The sequence below is a fragment of the Povalibacter sp. genome (assembly GCF_036520495.1).
GTDB lineage: Bacteria > Pseudomonadota > Gammaproteobacteria > Steroidobacterales > Steroidobacteraceae > Steroidobacter.
The window spans coordinates 209,916-227,645 of the sequence record NZ_DATDJO010000068.1 but is presented as its reverse complement, the minus strand read 5'-3'; the positions used below and the strand labels follow the sequence as shown (position 1 = coordinate 227,645).

The 17,730-nt window shown below is 62.1% G+C and carries 18 protein-coding genes, 1 tRNA gene, 1 other RNA gene and 1 pseudogene; 13 read left to right on the top strand and 8 right to left on the bottom strand.

Annotated elements, in window-relative coordinates; translation table 11 throughout:
- Positions 1-33: 33 nt before the first annotated feature.
- Positions 34-828, top strand: a complete 795-nt coding sequence (gene djlA / locus VIZ63_RS24295) for a co-chaperone DjlA (RefSeq protein ID WP_331612465.1) — start codon at positions 34-36, stop codon at positions 826-828.
- 31 nt (positions 829-859) lie between these two features.
- The gene (gene rpe, locus VIZ63_RS24290) at positions 860-1,540 is read left to right on the top strand and encodes a ribulose-phosphate 3-epimerase (protein ID WP_349261271.1); all 681 of its coding nucleotides are present in this window, start codon (positions 860-862) and stop codon (positions 1,538-1,540) included.
- 175 nt (positions 1,541-1,715) lie between these two features.
- On the opposite strand, the pseudogene crp reads toward rpe, so the two are convergent.
- Together crp and coq7 are read right to left on the bottom strand one after the other, a co-directional pair.
- A pseudogene (gene crp / locus VIZ63_RS24285) lies at positions 1,716-2,351 on the bottom strand (cAMP-activated global transcriptional regulator CRP); the annotation flags it as partial.
- Positions 2,352-2,459: 108 nt separating this feature from the next.
- A complete protein-coding gene (gene coq7 / locus VIZ63_RS24280) occupies positions 2,460-3,128 on the bottom strand; it encodes a 2-polyprenyl-3-methyl-6-methoxy-1,4-benzoquinone monooxygenase (protein ID WP_331612410.1) in 669 nt (222 codons plus the stop codon).
- 144 nt (positions 3,129-3,272) lie between these two features.
- Here coq7 and rplM point away from each other — a divergent pair, with 144 nt between their 5' ends.
- From rplM to VIZ63_RS24260, 4 genes are all read left to right on the top strand, one after another.
- Positions 3,273-3,701: a 50S ribosomal protein L13 gene (gene rplM, locus VIZ63_RS24275; RefSeq protein WP_331612409.1), complete on the top strand. Its 429-nt coding sequence runs from the start codon at positions 3,273-3,275 to the stop codon at positions 3,699-3,701.
- Between the two features lie 11 nt (positions 3,702-3,712).
- Positions 3,713-4,105 (top strand): 30S ribosomal protein S9, encoded by a 393-nt coding sequence (rpsI, locus tag VIZ63_RS24270; protein WP_331612408.1) that lies wholly within the window; start codon positions 3,713-3,715, stop codon positions 4,103-4,105.
- Between the two features lie 18 nt (positions 4,106-4,123).
- Positions 4,124-4,197: transfer RNA gene (locus VIZ63_RS24265), tRNA-Gln, on the top strand.
- Positions 4,198-4,495: 298 nt separating this feature from the next.
- On the top strand, positions 4,496-5,515 hold the full coding sequence (locus tag VIZ63_RS24260; RefSeq protein ID WP_349261270.1) for a quinone-dependent dihydroorotate dehydrogenase: 1,020 nt from the start codon (positions 4,496-4,498) through the stop codon (positions 5,513-5,515).
- Between the two features lie 170 nt (positions 5,516-5,685).
- Here the strand turns inward: VIZ63_RS24260 and rpiA are convergent, their stop codons facing one another.
- From rpiA to VIZ63_RS24230, 6 genes are all read right to left on the bottom strand, one after another.
- Complete coding sequence (gene rpiA, locus VIZ63_RS24255) at positions 5,686-6,342, bottom strand: ribose-5-phosphate isomerase RpiA (protein WP_331612406.1); 657 nt, start codon at positions 6,340-6,342, stop codon at positions 5,686-5,688.
- 288 nt (positions 6,343-6,630) lie between these two features.
- A complete protein-coding gene (locus tag VIZ63_RS24250) occupies positions 6,631-7,092 on the bottom strand; it encodes an EVE domain-containing protein (RefSeq protein ID WP_331612405.1) in 462 nt (153 codons plus the stop codon).
- 19 nt (positions 7,093-7,111) lie between these two features.
- A complete protein-coding gene (locus VIZ63_RS24245; protein WP_331612464.1) occupies positions 7,112-7,696 on the bottom strand; it encodes a 5-formyltetrahydrofolate cyclo-ligase in 585 nt (194 codons plus the stop codon).
- Positions 7,697-7,831: 135 nt separating this feature from the next.
- Positions 7,832-8,017, bottom strand: a non-coding RNA gene (gene ssrS, locus VIZ63_RS24240) — 6S RNA.
- A 72-nt stretch (positions 8,018-8,089) separates the two neighbouring features.
- Positions 8,090-8,398 (bottom strand): cell division protein ZapA, encoded by a 309-nt coding sequence (locus VIZ63_RS24235; protein ID WP_331612404.1) that lies wholly within the window; start codon positions 8,396-8,398, stop codon positions 8,090-8,092.
- Positions 8,395-8,625 carry a TIGR02449 family protein gene (locus VIZ63_RS24230; protein ID WP_331612403.1) on the bottom strand — a complete coding sequence of 77 codons (231 nt, stop codon included), beginning with the start codon at positions 8,623-8,625 and terminating at the stop codon, positions 8,395-8,397. Before VIZ63_RS24230 ends, VIZ63_RS24235 begins: the two co-directional genes overlap by 4 nt.
- 104 nt (positions 8,626-8,729) lie before the next feature.
- On the opposite strand from VIZ63_RS24230, the gene VIZ63_RS24225 reads away from it, so the two are divergent.
- From VIZ63_RS24225 to VIZ63_RS24195, 7 genes are all read left to right on the top strand, one after another.
- Positions 8,730-9,350: a UPF0149 family protein gene (locus tag VIZ63_RS24225; RefSeq protein WP_331612402.1), complete on the top strand. Its 621-nt coding sequence runs from the start codon at positions 8,730-8,732 to the stop codon at positions 9,348-9,350.
- 38 nt (positions 9,351-9,388) lie between these two features.
- Positions 9,389-10,696: a Xaa-Pro aminopeptidase gene (gene pepP, locus VIZ63_RS24220; RefSeq protein WP_331612401.1), complete on the top strand. Its 1,308-nt coding sequence runs from the start codon at positions 9,389-9,391 to the stop codon at positions 10,694-10,696.
- Entirely contained in the window at positions 10,693-11,931 is a 1,239-nt protein-coding gene (gene ubiH, locus VIZ63_RS24215; protein WP_331612400.1) for a 2-octaprenyl-6-methoxyphenyl hydroxylase, read from the top strand. Before pepP ends, ubiH begins: the two co-directional genes overlap by 4 nt.
- Positions 11,928-13,172 (top strand): UbiH/UbiF/VisC/COQ6 family ubiquinone biosynthesis hydroxylase, encoded by a 1,245-nt coding sequence (locus tag VIZ63_RS24210; RefSeq protein WP_331612399.1) that lies wholly within the window; start codon positions 11,928-11,930, stop codon positions 13,170-13,172. The genes ubiH and VIZ63_RS24210 overlap by 4 nt, the downstream gene beginning before the upstream one ends.
- A gap of 107 nt (positions 13,173-13,279) precedes the next feature.
- The gene (gene cfa, locus VIZ63_RS24205) at positions 13,280-14,392 is read left to right on the top strand and encodes a cyclopropane fatty acyl phospholipid synthase (protein WP_331612398.1); all 1,113 of its coding nucleotides are present in this window, start codon (positions 13,280-13,282) and stop codon (positions 14,390-14,392) included.
- A 12-nt stretch (positions 14,393-14,404) separates the two neighbouring features.
- Entirely contained in the window at positions 14,405-16,075 is a 1,671-nt protein-coding gene (locus tag VIZ63_RS24200) for an acyl-CoA dehydrogenase family protein (protein WP_331612397.1), read from the top strand.
- Between the two features lie 107 nt (positions 16,076-16,182).
- Entirely contained in the window at positions 16,183-17,721 is a 1,539-nt protein-coding gene (locus VIZ63_RS24195) for an inactive transglutaminase family protein (RefSeq protein WP_331612396.1), read from the top strand.
- The last annotated feature ends 9 nt before the right edge of the window (positions 17,722-17,730 follow it).

Below are 17,730 nucleotides of genomic sequence, written 5' to 3'. Positions count from 1 at the left end.
CTTCAAGTTTCGACAGTCGAGGTGCAGTTGAACATGATGTGGCAGGGCAAGGCATTGGGAGCGGTCGTTGGCATATTCGCCGCCGGTCCCGTGGGTGTCCTGTTCGGTGCATTCATCGGTCATCTCTTCGATGTCGAAGCGGAAACGCGTCTGCGTGGCTCGCGGCCGCGCGAAACGGCGATCGGCGTCCAGGAGGCGTTCTTCCGCGCTTCATTCCAGGTGATGGGGCATATTGCCAAAGCTGACGGTCGGGTGTCGGAAGAAGAAATCCGCGCCGCCCGCGCGATGATGGGCGAACTGCGCCTGGGCGAGCGCGAAGTGCGACTCGCCATCGAACTGTTCAGGCAGGGCAAGGCAACCGATTTTCCACTCGAAGCCACGCTGCAGCAGCTCCACCGGGCCTGTCGGAACCGTCCCGACCTGTGCCGCATGTTCATGCAGATCCAGTTGCAGGCCGCATTGTGGAGCGGTGGGGTGCATCCGTCGGCTCGGCGGGTTCTCACTCGCGTTGCTAATGCGCTGGATGTTTCGGCCTACGAACTGGTGCAGATGGAGGCGCTGCTGCGGATGCAGCGGTCGACACGTCAGTCGGGCGAGGCGCGTAGTGCTGTCGATCGCACTGCGCAGGCCTACGAAGTGCTCGGCATGCAGCCGTCGGCGTCCGACGCGGAGGTCACCAAGGCCTATCGCCGGCTCATGAACCAGAACCATCCGGACAAGCTGCACGCCAAGGGCCTGCCGGAATCGATGATGAAAGTGGCAGAGGAAAAGACACGGCAGATTCGCGCGGCCTACGAAGTGCTGTGCGCTGCGCGTGGCATGAAATGAGTATCGTCGGAGCATTGCAATGAGTTCACAGATCAAACCCTGGATCGCACCCTCCATCCTGTCCGCCGATTTCGCGCGGCTCGGCGAGGAGGTGCGCGCGGTGCTGGACGCCGGCGCCGACAGCATCCACTTCGATGTGATGGACAATCACTACGTTCCCAATCTGACGATTGGTCCGCTGGTCTGCGAAGCGCTGCGCAAGCATGGCATTACTGCACCCATCGACGTGCACCTGATGGTGCGTCCCGTGGATCGCATCATTCCCGATTTCGCGGCAGCGGGCGCCACGTGGATTTCGTTTCATCCGGAAGCGAGCGAGCACGTCGATCGCACGCTCTCGCTGATTCGCGAGCACGGCTGTCGTCCGGGCCTCGTGTTCAATCCGGCGACGCCGCTGAACTGGCTCGATCACGTCATCGACAAGGTCGACATGATCCTGCTGATGTCCGTGAATCCCGGCTTCGGCGGTCAGAAGTTCATCCCGACGGCGTTGCAGAAACTGCGGCAGGTTCGTGAGCGCATCAAGGCGAGCGGGCGCGAAATTCGCCTGCAGATCGATGGCGGGGTGAAGGTCGACAATATTCGCGAGATCGCCAGCGCCGGCGCCGACACCTTCGTCGCAGGATCAGCGATCTTCGGTGCGAAGGATTACAAGGCGACTATCGAGGCGATGCGGGCAGAAATTGCGAAAGCGGGCGAGGGGGCTGGCTGAGTCAGCGACCGGGACACTGATGAAGTGTCCCGGTACCAGACGGGACGATTTACTCGTCGTCCTCGTCGTCGAAATCCTCGTCTTCGTCTTCATCGACGCGACGATTGTTGGCGACCGGGGCGCGACCGGCAGTAGCGGCGGCCGCTGCCAACGGTGGCTTCGTCTTCATCTTCGGACGGGCGCCATAGACCACGATGGTCTTGCCGGTGGCGCGCAGCAGGCCCTGATCTTCGAGCACTTTGAGCACGCGTCCCGCCATTTCGCGCGAGCATCCGACCAGTCGCGAAAGCTCCTGACGGCTGACCTTGATCTGCATGCCTTCCGGATGCGTCATGGCGTCGGGTTCGCCGCACAGGTCCATGATTGCGTGAGCAACTCGCCCGGTGACGTCGACGAAGGCCAGGTCGCCGAGCTTGCGATTGGTGCGATCGAGGCGCGTGGCAAGCTGGGTTGCGAGTTCAAACACCAGGCCGGGGCTTTCGGCAGCGAGCTGACGGAAGCGGGGGTAGGTCATTTCGGCCAGCTCGCACTGCTGGCGGGTGCGGACCCAGGCGCTGCGCGTTGGCTGTTCGTAGAACAGGCCCATCTCGCCGAAGAACTGTCCCTTGTTGAGGTAGGCGAGAACCATCTCGTTGCCTTCCTCATCCTCGATCATGACTTCAACGGAACCGCTGACGATGTAGTAGAGGACGTCGGGCAGATCGCCCGCGTGGATCACCACCGTTTTCGAAGGCACCGTGCGAATGCGGCAGTAGCTCAGAAATCGGTTGATCGCTGGTATGTCGCTCAATGGCCGTGCGCCCTCTTCCATTAGTCACCCCTGGTGCTGTCGTGATTAGCTGGGCAGTTCGATGCGAATTCTATTGCCGAACTTTTAATACAGTATGCAGTGTCACCGCAAGTTTCTGATTATTCGTGACTAGATCCAGCGGGCGGTCCGTGTCATCACTCCGGCCGTCAGTTTCATGAGGGCTCGTGTCAGTGGCGGGAGTGCGGCGCCACCGGCCTGCATGGCGTTGTGTCCGTGCCGGGCTTCATCGGCGCTCATCTGATTGACGATCTCTCGTGTGCGTCGATCATCATGGGGCAGCTCTGCGAGGTGACCTTCGAGGTGCTCGACCACCTGGCGTTCGGTCTCGGCCACGAAGCCAAGGCTCGTTCGGTCTCCCGCGAGGCCCGCGAGTGCGCCGATCGCGAACGAACCGGCATACCAGAGCGGATCGAACAGGCTCGTGCGGCCACCCAGTTCACCGATGCGCTGTGAGCACCACGCGAGATGATCGGCCTCTTCGCGGCCGGCTTCGAGAAGAGATTCGCGCAGGACGGGATTGCGGGCTACGAGGGCCTGCCCCTGATAAAGAGCCTGCGCTGCCACTTCCCCCGAATGATTGATGCGCATCAGGGAGATGACCTTGCGGCGGGTCGCGGGTTGGTCGACTGTGTCGTCGATCCCATCCGCGGGGTAGGAGCGGGTAGACTGATGGACCCTGAAAAGGGTCCGTAGTCCCTGATCTGCGGGTTCGACCAGCCGATCGATCAGGGAAAGTACCCGGTCATTGCCGGATTCGGGGGGCGGTACTGTGATCATGGGCTCATTATATATATCGATATATATGTCGACCTTTACGCCACTCGGGCGGCTTCGTTTTCGATCGGTTTGCAATGCCCGGAGTCGTCCATTAGACTTGCCGGCCTTTTCGCCCCCAGGGCAGAGATTTTCCCGGAGAATTCAATGAGAACCGTATTCGCCAACGAGGCGACGGTGCGCCGCGACTGGTTCGTCGTGGACGCGTCAGGCAAGACGCTCGGCCGTCTGGCAACGCAACTTGCCATGCGTCTGCGCGGCAAGCACAAGGCTTCCTATACGCCGCACGTGGACACGGGCGACAACATCATTGTCCTCAATGCGGGCAAGGTGCACGTCACCGGCCAGAAGCTGACCGACAAGTTCTATCACCACCACACTGGCTACATGGGCGGCCTCAAGACCACGAGTCTCGAGAAGCTGTTGCAGAAGCACCCGGAGCGCGCGATCGAGTTCGCGGTGAAGGGGATGTTGCCGAAGAACACGCTCGGCCGGAAGATGTTCAAGAAGCTGCATGTATTTGCCGGTGGCGAGCACCCGCATGCTGCTCAGCAACCGAAAGCGCTCGAGATCTAAAGGCATACCACATGGCAGTTTCGACGAATTACGGCACCGGCCGTCGCAAGACCTCAACCGCTCGCGTTTTCCTTCGTGCGGGCGCGGGCAGCATCACGGTCAACGACCGTCCGCTCGACGAATTCTTCGGCCGCAAGACCGCGCGCATGATCGTGCGTCAGCCGCTGGAACTCGTGCAGCTCGACACCAAGTTCGACGTCAAAGTCACGGTCAAGGGCGGTGGTACGACCGGCCAGGCCGGTGCGATCCGTCACGGTCTGACCCGCGCCTTGATGGAATATGACGAGACCCTGCGCAAGCAGTTGCGCGATGCCGGTTACGTCACTCGCGACGCCCGCGAAGTCGAACGTAAGAAGGTCGGTTTCCGCAAGGCACGTCGCGGTACGCAGTTCTCGAAGCGTTAATCGCTTTGATCCGCACCTTGGGGGATCGTCTAGCGGTAGGACTACGGACTCTGACTCCGTCAACCTAGGTTCGAATCCTAGTCCCCCAGCCAAACAAAAAGGGCCCGGTCTTCCGGGCCCTTTTTCGTTTGGCTGATCTGACTGGGTTGAGGCATAGGGGATCCAGGTTCGACCAATTCGCAACCGCGAATTGAACACCGCGGCGATCGGCGGATCTTCGCGCTGGCCCCGGCGGGGTGAGTGCAAAGCACGAATCATCCTGGTCCCCCCGCGCGGCGAGTCGGGCTCGATGCCCGGTTCGCTGCTCTCCGGTTGAAAGCTGCATTGGAAGTCATGATTCACGCGGATCCTCTCCGCATCAAACTCGCCAACCCACCGAAGTTTCACCGCATGTCCGTCGATCTCTATTCCGCGCTACGCCCTCTGTTCTTCGCGATCGCCCCCGAGCGTGCCCATGCTCTGGCGTTGTCTTCACTCGATCTCATGCATCGCTTGCATGTGCTGCCTGGCGTGACCAATGCAGCTGCGGCGCGTGTCGAGTTCATGGGGCTGTCCTTTCCCAATCGCATTGGTCTCGCCGCGGGCCTCGACAAGAACGGTCGCCATATCGATGCACTCGGGGCACTTGGTTTTGGTTTCATCGAGATCGGCACGGTCACGCCCCAGCCGCAGCCGGGTCAGCCATTGCCTCGCGTCTTTCGGTTGCCGAGGCAGCAGGCGCTGATCAACCGCATGGGTTTTCCGAATGAAGGTGCCGACGCAGTCGTTGGCCGATTGATGCGACGCAAGTATCGCGGCGTTCTCGGAATCAACATCGGCAAAAATGCGTGGACGCCGCTGGAGAGCGCCATCGACGACTACGTCACCTGCTATCGCAAGCTGGCGCCACATGCCGATTACGTCACAGTGAATGTCTCCTCACCGAATACGCAGGGACTGCGTCAGCTGCAACAGGTCGACAACCTGCGACCGATCCTCTCGGCGCTGATGGAGGAGCGGCATACGCTCTCGGTGCAGCAGGGTCGCACGGTGCCGTTGCTTGCCAAGGTATCGCCTGACTTGTCAGAGGATGAGCTGAGGGCGATCGCACACCTGCTGATCGAGTTGAACGTCAGCGGCATCATCGCGACCAACACCACGACGACGCGACCTCCTGAGGTCGCCAGCGCGTCGTCGGAAGCCGGAGGATTGAGCGGAGCGCCCATGCTGGGACTTGCTCAACGAGCCGTTGCCATCCTCAAGGCGGCTGCGGGAAACCGTTTGACCATCATTGGTGCCGGCGGTATCGGGTCATCGTCCGACGCGATCGGTACGTTGCGTGCCGGGGCTGATCTCATTCAGATCTACTCGGGTCTGATCTATCGCGGACCCGGACTGGTCCGCGAGTTGCGCGAAGCGATTCGCAGCTAGGCGAGTGCGCTCACCCCGAGAGCTACGGCAAGGAATCCCACGGGGAGCGCGGGGTAAAAGGACATGCGCTGTCTGACGGGATTTCTTGCGGACCCACGGAAATCTTCGGCTGTCCTTCCTCGCCAGTCCTTACTGCGGCGCTTGATGAAGCGCCATCGTGCCTGGAGGGATCAGGGCAGGATTTTCGGGCCTGCGTCAGTGCCCAGGATCAATACATCGGCGGGTCGACGCGCGAACAGTCCTACCGTAACGACCCCCGTGATCTGGTTGATCGCATCCTCCGTGGCAATCGGGTCCGTGATCCGCAGGTCATGCACGTCGAGAATCTGGTTGCCGTTGTCGGTGATGACGCCTTCGCGCCAGAGTGGTCGCCCGCCGAGTGCCCGCAGGCGCCGGGCTACGTAGGAGCGCGCCATTGGAATCACTTCCACCGGTAAGGGGAACCTGCCGAGCACGTCCACCAGCTTCGAATCATCGGCGATGCAGACGAAGCGGCGCGACGCTGCGGCTACGATCTTCTCTCTCGTCAGTGCGGCACCGCCACCTTTGATCAGGCGTAGCTGACCATCCGACTCATCGGCGCCGTCGATATAAACGTCCAGGTCACCCGTCGAGTTCAGGTCGAGAACATCGATGCCGTACTTCTTCATTCGCTCGGTCGAGGCTTCCGAACTCGACACGGCACCCCGAATGCGCAACTTCTGCGCAGCCAATGCGTCGATGAAGTGATTGACGGTGGAGCCGGTACCGACGCCGATGACTGAGTCCTCTTCGACGTAGGCGAGGGCGGCGACGGCTGCCTGCTGCTTCTTCTGATCGGCGTTCATGACTCTGATCTCGCTGCGCGCATGTGCGTGAAATGCCGGTTTTTCCAGCTCCGAAAACGACTGTGCCCGCTTTCGCGGGCACAGTCTTCATCTACATCAACAAGAAGCAAACTTACTTCTTCTTGGCAGCCTTCTTCTTGGTTGCCTTCTTCTTTGCTGATTTCTTAGCTTTAGTTGCCATAGTCATTAATCTCCATGTCGAGTTAGTCCGGGCGCAGTATATACATAAATTGAAAATGGCTAGCAAGAGGTGTATGCGAAATTGTTGTTCGGGTCACAACGCGATGCTCATGCGAGCGATGCGATGAACTCGAATTCGACCTTCGTCACTGGTGTAACGGAGAGTCGATTGCCTCGCTTCAATACGATCATGTTCTTCAGTTTGCCCTGCTCATGCTTGCGCAGTGCTTCGAGCGAGACGACCTCATCGAACTTGCGTTCGAGCTGCACGTCGACCGAATACCAACGTGGGTTGTCGCGCTTGCTGCCCGCATCGTAGTGATCGTCTTTCGCATCGAAGGCCGATGGGTCGGGATAGCCTTCACGGACGATCTTCACGATACCCGCCACGCCGGGAACAGCGCAGCTCGAGTGATAGAAGAATGCCAGGTCGCCCTTTTTCATCTCGCGCAGGTAGTTGCGCGCCTGGAAATTGCGAACTCCGTCCCATCCCGTCGTGCTTTTCTTTGCGGCGGCGAGGTCGTCGATACTGAAGGTGCCGGGTTCGGACTTCATCAACCAGTAGTTCATGGGCTTCTCGATATGCGTTTCAGGCGAAAGGACGATGTGAAGGGTAGAAGGCGCGCTCGGTGACGACCGCATCGAGCGGAACGTCCCAGGGTTGGGGGCTGAGGATCGGCACTCGTTGGAAATCGTAAGCGATACCGATCAGCTTCGGCCTGCGCCAGCGACGACCCGAGCGCAGATGATTCAGGCGTCGATCGTAGAAGCCGGCGCCGCTGCCAAGGCGCCACCCTCGTACATCGACTGCGACCAGCGGCAGGAGTACGGCATCGAGTCTGCGTACGGCGATCCTTGGGGATGTGCGCAGTTCAGGTTCGTATATGCCGAAGCGGTTGCGACGCAGCGGCTGACCCGCATCGAAGCGCACGAACTGCATCGAGCCCTTTTCTATGCTCACGATGGCAGGCAGATAGAGCCTGCAACCCGCCCGACGCGCACGAGTGATCACTTGAGCCAGGTCGATCTCTGCCCCATGCGCCAGGTAGACGGCGATGTGAGCGCCGGGTCGCAGGATTCTTTTGCGGGAGAGGATGCTGGCGAGGGACCGGGCAGCTGCGGCGCGAGTCGATGCGGGTAGCGCGCGTCGGCGCTTACGCATTTCGAGGCGCATTTCTCGGCGAATTTCCTGGCTCACTTGGTGGTGCGTCTCGCGGCGCAGGTTGCCGCGGTCGTCGGTCGCTGTGGAGTCACCGCACGCGACCGACTGAATGCCAGGGTTGGATGTCTTCATCCAGAGAGGAGGGCGGCGCCACCCGCATGTGCCGTTGGTGCCATTGCTCTCGACACGGAGCAATAGGTGGGGCGCAGCCACGTCAGATCAGGCTTCCCGTCGGAGACGGACATGCTCAATACCGACGCTATGCCGCACCCCTGGGTATTAACGTTAGGGTCGAGAGGTTTCCCGACACCGTGTCGAACACCGCAGGCGGCGCCATAGAAATCAAAAAACAAACAAGCTGCAGACGATCCGGGTTCCTCCTGATGAGGGCGTACCGGGCCATTACTAGTCTAGCTGACCCTTGGCGAGCGTCGCTTCGACCCGTTCGCGCATCTGGCGCACCCGGGGAGTGACTTCACCATTACCACCACCGTCCTGCTTGCGGATGCGCAGCAGTTCGTTGGCCAAGTTCAGTGCCGCCATCACCGCAATGCGATCCAGTCCGATGATATTGCCGGCGTCGCGTATCTCGCGCATCTTGAGATTGAGATACTCGGCCGAGTCGAGAAGTTCCGAGCGCTCCTCGGGCAGACAGGCGACCTGGTATTCCTTTTCGAGAATCCGGACGCTGACTCGTACCGTTCGATCGTTCATGCGCCGTGCTCCATCGCCTTGAGGCGGCCGATCATGGCTTCGACCCGCGTGCGCACCTGCTCGTTCTTCTGCAGCAGATTCGCGCGCTCGGTCGTCAGTCCATCGAGACGCTGTCGCAGCGCCCGATTCTCTTCCCTGAGCTGCGCCACGACGGTGACGAGTTCTCCGAGCCGTTGCTCGAGGAGTTCCAGTTCACGGTCGGCGGCATTTGGTCTGGATTCGCTCACGGCCCGATTATGCGGCGGCGAAGAACGCACGGTCAAACGCATGATTGATGCTCGTATATGCGGCGAAGAAACGCTGGCGCGACGACCAGTGATACCATAACCCCATGTTGCATGTGACATTCCCCGAAATAGTGAGCGTGATGCAGGGCGCAGGTTCGACGGTTTCTGTCGCCGAAGGGCATGGATGCCTGTGCGGCGCGCTGTGTATCAGCGATGACTGCACGCTCGAACGCTGGCTGGAAGAACTGATTCCGGAGGAAGAGGGCGTTCCCGTCGCGGACGATATCAAGCAGACCATGTACCTGCTGTACGCCGATACATTGCGCGCGCTGCGCGGCGACGAGATGGATTTTCAGCCGTTCCTGCCCGACGATGCCGTAGCGCTCGAGCAACGCACGACCGCGCTGTCGCAATGGTGTCAGGGATTTCTTTATGGACTGGGTACTGCCCGTCCGCTGCAGCCGGAACGAATGCCCAAGAGCATCGATGAAGTCCTGCTGGACTTCACCAGCATCAGTCGCGCAGAAGCCGATCCGAGCGGCGATGCGGAAGAGGACGAAGAGGCCTATACGGAAGTCGTCGAGTACATTCGCGCCGCGACGCAGCTGATCCATGACGAGCTCGATGCGGTGCGCAGCGATAGCGACGTCCCGTCAGACGATGACGGTCTGGACGATGGTCCGGACGATGATCTCGATGACGAATTCGAATCCCGGCAGCATTGATCCCCCAGGTTCGCGACGCCCGTCCGTTCAAACACTGCATGCGTAAAACCGAATTTGCCCGCCGCCGCCGTCAGCTCATGAAAATGATCGGCAAGGGCGGCATTGCCATTCTGCCAGCGGTTCCCGAAAGCACTCGCAATAGCGACGTCCTGTATCACTACCGCCCCGACAGCGATTTCCACTACCTGACGGGCTTTGGTGAGCCGGAGTCGGTGGCCGTATTGATTCCGGGCCGGACTCACGCCGAGTACGTCCTGTTCGTGCGCGACCGCGATCCGACGCGCGAAACCTGGGATGGACGTCGCGCCGGACCGGAAGGGGCGACGCGGGACTACGGCGCGGACGATGCATTTCCCATCGCCGACATCGACGACATTCTTCCCGGCCTGATGGAGAACTGCTCGCGGGTCTACTACACGATGGGTCTGCACCAGGATTTCGATCAGCGCGTGATCGGTTGGGTGAATCAGCTCAAGAACCAGGGTCGTAGCGGTGTGCAGCCACCTCAGGAATTCGTCGCGCTCGATCATTTCCTGCACGACATGCGGCTGTACAAGACGCGGCCGGAGCTCGAGGCAATGCGTCATTCCGCCCGCATCGCTGTCGCGGCGCACAAGCGCGCCATGCAGTTCACTCGCCCGGGACGGATGGAATACGAAGTAATGGCGGAACTGCTGCACGAATTCCGGCGCAGCAATGCGGATATTTCCTACCACCCGATCGTCGGTGGCGGCGCCAATGGCTGCATCCTGCACTATCACGAGAACTCGGATGAGCTGAAGGATGGCGACCTGCTGCTGATCGACGCCGGCTGCGAGTACGAGTTGTATGCCTCCGACATCACCCGCACGTTTCCGGTCAGCGGGCGGTTCACGCCCGAGCAGCGCGCCCTCTACGACGTCGTCCTGGAGGCGCAGCATGCGGCCATTGCCAAGACCAGGCCCGGCAATCACTGGAATGATCCGCACGATGCAGCGGTGAAAGCGATTACGCAGGGGCTGGTGAAGCTGGGGCTGCTGAAGGGCAAGGTGCCCAACCTGATCCGCGATGGCGCGTATCGCAAGTTCTACATGCATCGCACCGGTCACTGGCTCGGGATGGATGTGCATGACGTCGGCGACTACAAGGTCGGTGAGCAGTGGCGCGTTCTCGAACCCGGTATGGCCATGACGGTCGAGCCGGGCGTCTACATTCCGTCCGGAACGCCCGGTGTCCCGAAGCGTTGGTGGAACATCGGTATCCGCATCGAGGATGACGTCGTCGTGACTTCTGATGGGTGTGAAGTGCTGACGGAAGGACTGGTCAAGGACGCCGACGGTATCGAAAAGCTGATGCAGGCCGCATGAAGGTCGACGTCGCCATTGCCGGCGGGGGACTCGTAGGCGCCAGTCTCGCGCTGGCGCTCTCCGCGTTGAAGCTCAAGGTCGTGCTGATCGAGGCGCATCCCTTCGGCAGTGTCGATCAGCCGAGCTTCGATGATCGCACCACGGCGCTGTCCAATGGCAGCCGCCGGATTTTCGAGGGGATCGATGTCTGGCCCCTGATCGAGCGCGAGGCCACGCCGATCAAGCGCATTCACATCTCCGACCAGGGGCGCTTTGCCTTCGCGCGGATCGATGCGCAGGAACAGCACCTTCAGGCGTTGGGCTTTGTCGTCATCAACCGGATCATGGGTGCGGCACTGTGGCAGCGATTGCAGGAGGAGGCCGTCACCTTGCTGGCGCCAGCCCGCGTCGTCAGCTCGGAGCTGAAGGGCGCCTGTCGCGAGTTGCGGTGCGAAACCGGTGCCGACGCCTCAGTGACCATCCAGGCCAGGCTGGTCATCGCGGCAGACGGAGCGAAATCCGTTGTGCGCGAATCCGCGGGCATCGGCGCCACGACCTGGGACTATCAGCAGCACGCGCTCGTGACCAACGTCTTCACGCAGCGTTTCCACGACTACGTGGCCTACGAACGCTTCACGCCCGAAGGACCGCTTGCATTGCTGCCGGTGTCGGAGGGGCGGGTCGGTCTCGTCTGGAGCTTCAGTCCCGGCATGGCGGAGCAGGTGCGTGACCTGAGCGATGCCGAATTTCTCGATCGACTGCAGCAGGCGTTTGGCTTTCGCCTTGGCCGCTTCACGCGCGTCGGCACACGCCACCTGTATCCCTTGTCGCTGACGCGCGCCGATGAACACGTGGCGCCGCGTCTGGCGGTCGTCGGCAATGCGGCGCAGGCGCTGCATCCCATCGCAGGACAGGGTTTCAATCTAGGCTTGCGCGATGCCGCCAGTCTCGCTGAAGTTCTCGCTGATGCGCTGGACGCCTCGGGTCAGGCGGCCGAGTTCGATTGTGGCGACGGGCTGCTGCTGGAGCGCTATCGCGGCTGGCGCGCCGCGGACCGCGAGAAGATCGTCGGATTCACCGATGGGCTGGTTCGTCTGTTCACGCAACCACTGGGCCTGGCGAAGCTGGCGCGCAACGTCGGCCTGCTCGCATTTGATCTGCTGCCTGCAGCCAAGGATGCGCTGTCACAACTCTCGCTCGGCGCCGCAGGTCGCATTCCACGTCTGGCGCGCGGCGGTCGTCTGAGGCCTCCATGAAACCTGACTTCGACCTGCTGGTGATCGGTGGCGGCATGGTGGGCGCCTGCTTTGCGGCGCTGGCAGCCAGCGATCCGGAATTGTCGCGCCTGCGGATTGCCGTGCTCGAAACGCATCCGCCGACCAAGCCGCCGGTCGGCGCTGATGTGGATCTGCGCGTGTCTGCAATCTCGCGCGGCTCGCAGCGAATCCTCGAGTCCATCGACGCCTGGTCCCGCATTCCACCGCAGCATGTCTCCGCCTACTCGGAGATGACAGTGTGGGATGCGCGTGGACGACCGCGCGGCGCGGGTTCGTTGCATTTTTCGGCGGCGCAGACCAGCGAGCCGAGTCTCGGCGCCATCGTTGAAAACCGACGCGTGCAATGGGGTATCTACGAATCGCCTGCCATGCGCAGTCGCGTCACGTTACTGCGCGCGGAGCTCGCCGGACTGCAGGTCAATGTCGATGAAGCTTTCGTCACGCTGGCAGACGGACGTCGAATCGGCGCGGAGCTGATCGTCGGTGCCGATGGCGCGGGGTCGCTGAGTCGCAAGCTGGCGGGCATCGAAACGCGCGGCTGGGAGTACGATCAGCATGCCTTCGTGACGCACGTCAGCACGGAATATCCGCACGCGCGCACGGCGTGGCAACGCTTTCTTCCGTCCGGACCGATCGCCTTCCTGCCGCTGGCCGATGGCCGCAGTTCCATCGTGTGGACGACGACACCCGATCACGCACAGTTCCTGGTCAGTTGCGAACCGGAGCAGCTGGCGAGCGAGCTGACAGAAGCGCTGGGCGGTGCGCTCGGGCAGGTCGGCGTTTCGGGTCCGCGAGCGCAGTTTCCCTTGCGGCTCACGCACGCCCTTCAGTACTGCAAATCACGTTTCGTATTAGTGGGCGACGCGGCGCATGCCGTGCATCCACTGGCGGGGCAGGGAGTGAATCTCGGTTTTCTGGACTGCGCTGCCCTGGTCCAGACACTGTCGTGCGAGCTGGCTGGCGGCAGCAAGCCGACGGATCTTGGCGAGACGCGGGTGCTGCGTCGGTACGAACGTTGGCGCCGCAGCGAGAACGCACTCGCCCTTGGATTGATCGACGGGCTCAACCGCCTGTTCAGTAATTCGAGTTCCCTGCTCGGATGGGCGCGTCAGGCCGGGTTGTCGGTCGTGGATCGAAGCGCACTGGCCAAGCGCTTCTTCATCGGCAGGGCCATGGGCACCGGTGGCGATGCGCCAGCCATCGTGAATCGCGCGCGCTGATCTCCCCTGCTTGACACGTGGCTACGGCCGGAGTGAGGCTGTAATCCACGCGCGTCGCGACCCGCAGTCGCCGACGTCACCGACTCTCTGAGCTTCGGGACGGCCCTATGACTTCATATCGTGCCGCTGTCGAATCGCTGTTGAACGGGACCAATGTCGCCATCGACGGCGTTCACCCCTGGGATATCAAAGTCCGCGATCCCGGCTTCTTTCGTCGTGTCCTGTCGCAGGGTTCGCTCGGCGTCGGCGAGGCCTACATGGATGGTCAATGGGAGTGCGAACGGCTCGATGAAATGCTGTTCCGCGTCTTCCGTGCGCAGGCTGATCAGCACTTGCCCACGTTGCGCCAGTTCTGGGCCGCGCTGGTGGCCACCGTCATGAACCCGCAAACGCCCCGCCGATCGTTCCAGGTCGGCCAGAAGCACTACGACATAGGCGACGATCTGTATTCGCGAATGCTGGATCCGCGCATGATCTACAGCTGCGCTTACTGGAAAGATGCGCAGACGCTCGAGGCGGCGCAGGAGGCCAAGCTCGATCTGGTGTGCCGCAAGCTGCGGTTGGAGCCGGGGATGAGGGTTCTGGATATCGGTTGCGGCTGGGGCGGCGCCGCGCAGTTCGCGGCGCAACGTTATGGCGTCAGCGTGACCGGCGTGACCGTGTCGAAGAATCAGGCGGCGGCCGCCACGGAACGCTGCAAGGGACTGCCCATCACGATTCTGCTCCAGGACTATCGCGGCCTGACCGGTCAGTTCGACCGCATCTATTCGCTCGGCATGTTCGAGCATGTCGGCTTTCGTAACTACCCCACCTATTTTTCGACGGCTGAGCGGTTGCTGGAGCGCGATGGGCTGTTCCTGCTGCATACGATCGGCAGCAACACGACGCAGGAAGCGAACGATCCCTGGATCGAGCGCTATATTTTTCCAAACTCGCTGCTGCCCTCGATGGCGCAGATCGCGCGTGCGGCGGAGGGGCATTTCTGCGTGGAGGATTGGCATTCGTTCGGAGCCGACTACGACAGGACGCTCCTCGCCTGGTTCGATCGTTTCCGCGTCGCCTGGCCGGAGCTGTCGGGGAAATATGGCGAGCGCTTCAGGCGCATGTGGGAGTTCTGGCTGCTCTCATCAGCCGCGGCTTTCCGGGCGCGGCGTACCCAGTTGTGGCAGGTGTTGCTCTCGCCTCGCGGCGTCGCCGGTGGACTGGCGGAAATCAGGTAGCGACCCATGGTCATGCCCGATCTCTTTATCCAGTCGCCGCCGCGCCTCGGCAATCAGTACAGTGACGATGCTTTTCTGCGTTCCTGGCTGCGACGCAAGTTGCCAGTCGAGGTGCTGCAGGACATCGAAGGTGAGCTGCAGCAGATGGGTGCGGTGACAGGCGATGAACTCTATCGCCTGCAGCTCGATGACCGGCTGCGCGAACCGGCATTGACGCAATGGGATGCCTGGGGCAATCGCGTCGACCGGATCGAAGTCACGTCGCTATGGCAACGCGCTGCCGACATCGCGGCCCGTAGCGGCCTCATCGCCATTCCTTACGCACGCAGGCACGGACGCTTCTCACGCATTCACCAGTTCGCCCTCGCGTATCTGTTCCATCCCTCGTCCGATGTTTACACCTGTCCGCTCGCAATGACCGACGGTGCGGCGCGCACTTTGACGGTCACAGGCAACACCCGTCTGATCGAACGCGCCGTGCCGCATCTCACGAGCCGTGATCCGGCGCAGGCGTGGACCAGCGGCCAGTGGATGACGGAGTCCACCGGCGGCTCCGACGTGGGCTTGTCCCTGACGCAGGCACGTCGCGAGTCCGACGGACGCTGGCGTCTCTACGGCAAGAAATGGTTCACATCCGCCATCACCTCGCAGATGGCGTTGACCCTGGCGCGACCCGAAGGCAATGGTTCCGGCGGCTCTGGCCTCGCCATGTTCTATGTCGAGACGCACGGTCCCGATGGCCGGCCGAATGGTATTCGCGTCGAGCGACTCAAGGACAAGCTGGGGACGCGCAAAGTGCCGACGGCCGAGTTGTTGCTCGACGGAGCATGGGCAGAGCTGGTAACGGCGGATCCGCGCAATGGCACCCGCGCCATCGAACCCATGCTGGTGGTTACGCGGGCCTGGAACAGCGTGACCTCGGTGGCGTTCATGCGCCGCGCGGTTGCGCTGGCGAAAGCCTATGCCGCACAGCGCCGGGCATTCGGAGCGACGCTCGATGCATTACCGCTGCACGTCGACACCCTGGCGGGGCTGGAGGTAGAGACACGCGCAGCGTTCCTGCTGGCGTTCGAACTGGTCGAACTCATCGGTTGCCAGGAAGCGGACGACATCGACGAGCAGCAACGTGTGTTGCTGCGGCTGCTGACCCCTATTGCGAAGCTGCTGACGGCGAAGCAGGCGGTGGCGACCGTGAGCGAGGCGATCGAAGCCTTTGGCGGCGCCGGTTACGTCGAGGACACGGGCCTGCCGCAGCTGCTGCGCGACACGCAAGTCCTGCCGATCTGGGAAGGCACGACCAACGTGCTGGCGCTGGATGCGCTGCTGCGCGGCGATGCGGCAACGGGACTTGAGGCCTTGGGCGAACGTGTCTCGTCGTGCCGCTCGCAGCTCCAGGATCCCGAACTCGCACGTCTCGTGAACGTTGCCGGCGATGCGCTCGTTCACGTGGGCGCCTGGGTGAGTCGCAACGGCGATGCGGCAGTGTTGCAATCTGGCGCACGGCGCGTGGTCATGACGATTGGCCGCGCATGGCAGCTCCTGCTGCTGGTCGAGCATGCGCACTGGAGTCTGGAGACGGAGCACGAACGGTTGGGCATCGCTGCTGCCACCCGTTTCGCGTCGACGCCGATCGATCTGCTGGCTGATATCTCTCCCCGGGACTCTCGCGACTTGCTCGCCTGAGTAGCGACGCCGTTTGAGGCGGCCGCGTAAACCCGTTACGCTCTCGCCCGCCTTGCAGCAGGCACAAGTCGTCGCGATCGGGGATACCAGGCAATGCACACGCCTGAATGAACAACCGTCATATCTACTTACTCGCAGCGCTACTGACGACGCTCGCTCTGTCCCTGTTCGCGTACAAGGCGAAGGTGCTTGGCTTTCCCGTCATGCCGAAGTCCCAGACCCAGATCTGGACGATCGAGGCGGCGGTCTCGTTCACGCCGGGTCCGGCCGCTGTCAAAGTCACTTTGCGCGTCCCTGCGCTGACTCCCGGCTATTCGCTGATGGATGAGAACTTCATCTCGCGCGGTTTCGGTGTCACGACGCGACCCGCACCTGCAGGTCGTGAAGCGCAATGGGCCGTGCGCGAAGCCAGCGGCGAGCAGACCGTCTACTACCGTGCACTGGTTTATCGGGATCCCGCTCGCAAGGCCGAGGATACGACGCCGCCATTCCCGGAGGTGCCACGGCTCGATCAGGCCTCGCGCATCGCGATGGAAGGACTGATCGCGGATGTGCGCCGTCAGTCGGCCGACGTGGCCAGTTTCACCACCGAACTGCTGCGCCGGATCGGGCAGGGCCAGAACGATGCGTACGTGCGCCTGTTTCTGGACCGCACCGCGACCGTGGCGGATCGCGCGCACCTGGCCACGATCTTTCTGGCCGGCGCCCAGATTCCAGCGCGCATCGCCCACGGCGTCGCCTTGCGTGAGCGTTCAGGGCCGGTGCAGCCGGAGGTGCTGCTCGAAGTTCACGACGGGGTGGAATGGCTGTACTTCAACCCGCAAACGCTGCAGCAGGGGCTGCCGCCCGACTTCCTGATCTGGTGGCGCGGCGATGAGAGCATCGCCAGCATCGAGGGCGGGTCGAATCTCGATGTCTCGCTCGCAGTTCAGCAGAGCCTGCTGGATGCCATGCTGGTGGCGGAACGCCGCGCGGAGCGCAGCGGTTCGCACTCGGCCGAGTTCTCGCTGTTCTCGCTGCCGATCGCCACGCAATCGGTTTATGCCGTGCTGCTGATGATCCCTGTCGGCGCACTGGTCATCATGGTTCTGCGCAACTTCATCGGTATCAAGACGTTCGGCACCTTCATGCCGGTGCTGGTGGCGCTGGCCTTTCGCGAGACACGGTTGCTCTGGGGCGTGGTGCTGTTCGCGATCATCGTGTCCCTGGGCCTCTTGATCCGCTTCTATCTGGAAAAACTGCGATTGCTGCTGGTGCCACGGTTGACCTGCGTGCTCACGGTCGTCGTGCTGCTGATGGCCGGCATCAGCGTGCTGAGTCATCGTCTGGGATTGCAGCCCGGTCTGTCGATCGCACTGTTCCCCATGGTCATCATCGCCATGACCATCGAGCGCATGTCGATCGTCTGGGAGGAGCGCGGCGCCTATGAAGCCATGCAGGAAGGTGTCGGCAGCCTGATCGTGGCGGCCGTTGCGTATCTAGTCATGGGGATTTACTGGCTGGAACACCTCGTATTCGTGTTTCCGGAAATGCTGTTGCTGGTCATTGCGGCCGCATTGTTGGTGGGGCGCTACACGGGTTATCGCTTGCTCGAGCTGCGTCGTTTCAAGGCCCTGAAGATCGAAGGCGCGGAGCTGAAGTCGTGAGGCGCACGC

Excerpts from the sequence above, each read along its gene's own strand:
- djlA (WP_331612465.1), top strand. The coding sequence starts at position 34 with ATGATGTGGCAGGGCAAGGCATTGGGAGCGGTCGTTGGCATATTCGCC.
- coq7 (WP_331612410.1), bottom strand. The coding sequence starts at position 3,128 with ATGATCACAGTACCGCCCCCCGAATCCGGCAATGACCGGGTACTTTCC.
- rplM (WP_331612409.1), top strand. The coding sequence starts at position 3,273 with ATGAGAACCGTATTCGCCAACGAGGCGACGGTGCGCCGCGACTGGTTC.
- rpsI (WP_331612408.1), top strand. The coding sequence starts at position 3,713 with ATGGCAGTTTCGACGAATTACGGCACCGGCCGTCGCAAGACCTCAACC.
- VIZ63_RS24260 (WP_349261270.1), top strand. The coding sequence starts at position 4,496 with ATGTCCGTCGATCTCTATTCCGCGCTACGCCCTCTGTTCTTCGCGATC.
- rpiA (WP_331612406.1), bottom strand. The coding sequence starts at position 6,342 with ATGAACGCCGATCAGAAGAAGCAGCAGGCAGCCGTCGCCGCCCTCGCC.
- VIZ63_RS24250 (WP_331612405.1), bottom strand. The coding sequence starts at position 7,092 with ATGAACTACTGGTTGATGAAGTCCGAACCCGGCACCTTCAGTATCGAC.
- VIZ63_RS24245 (WP_331612464.1), bottom strand. The coding sequence starts at position 7,696 with ATGCGCCTCGAAATGCGTAAGCGCCGACGCGCGCTACCCGCATCGACT.
- VIZ63_RS24235 (WP_331612404.1), bottom strand. The coding sequence starts at position 8,398 with ATGAACGATCGAACGGTACGAGTCAGCGTCCGGATTCTCGAAAAGGAA.
- VIZ63_RS24225 (WP_331612402.1), top strand. The coding sequence starts at position 8,730 with ATGTTGCATGTGACATTCCCCGAAATAGTGAGCGTGATGCAGGGCGCA.
- pepP (WP_331612401.1), top strand. The coding sequence starts at position 9,389 with ATGCGTAAAACCGAATTTGCCCGCCGCCGCCGTCAGCTCATGAAAATG.
- ubiH (WP_331612400.1), top strand. The coding sequence starts at position 10,693 with ATGAAGGTCGACGTCGCCATTGCCGGCGGGGGACTCGTAGGCGCCAGT.
- VIZ63_RS24210 (WP_331612399.1), top strand. The coding sequence starts at position 11,928 with ATGAAACCTGACTTCGACCTGCTGGTGATCGGTGGCGGCATGGTGGGC.
- cfa (WP_331612398.1), top strand. The coding sequence starts at position 13,280 with ATGACTTCATATCGTGCCGCTGTCGAATCGCTGTTGAACGGGACCAAT.
- VIZ63_RS24200 (WP_331612397.1), top strand. The coding sequence starts at position 14,405 with ATGCCCGATCTCTTTATCCAGTCGCCGCCGCGCCTCGGCAATCAGTAC.
- VIZ63_RS24195 (WP_331612396.1), top strand. The coding sequence starts at position 16,183 with ATGAACAACCGTCATATCTACTTACTCGCAGCGCTACTGACGACGCTC.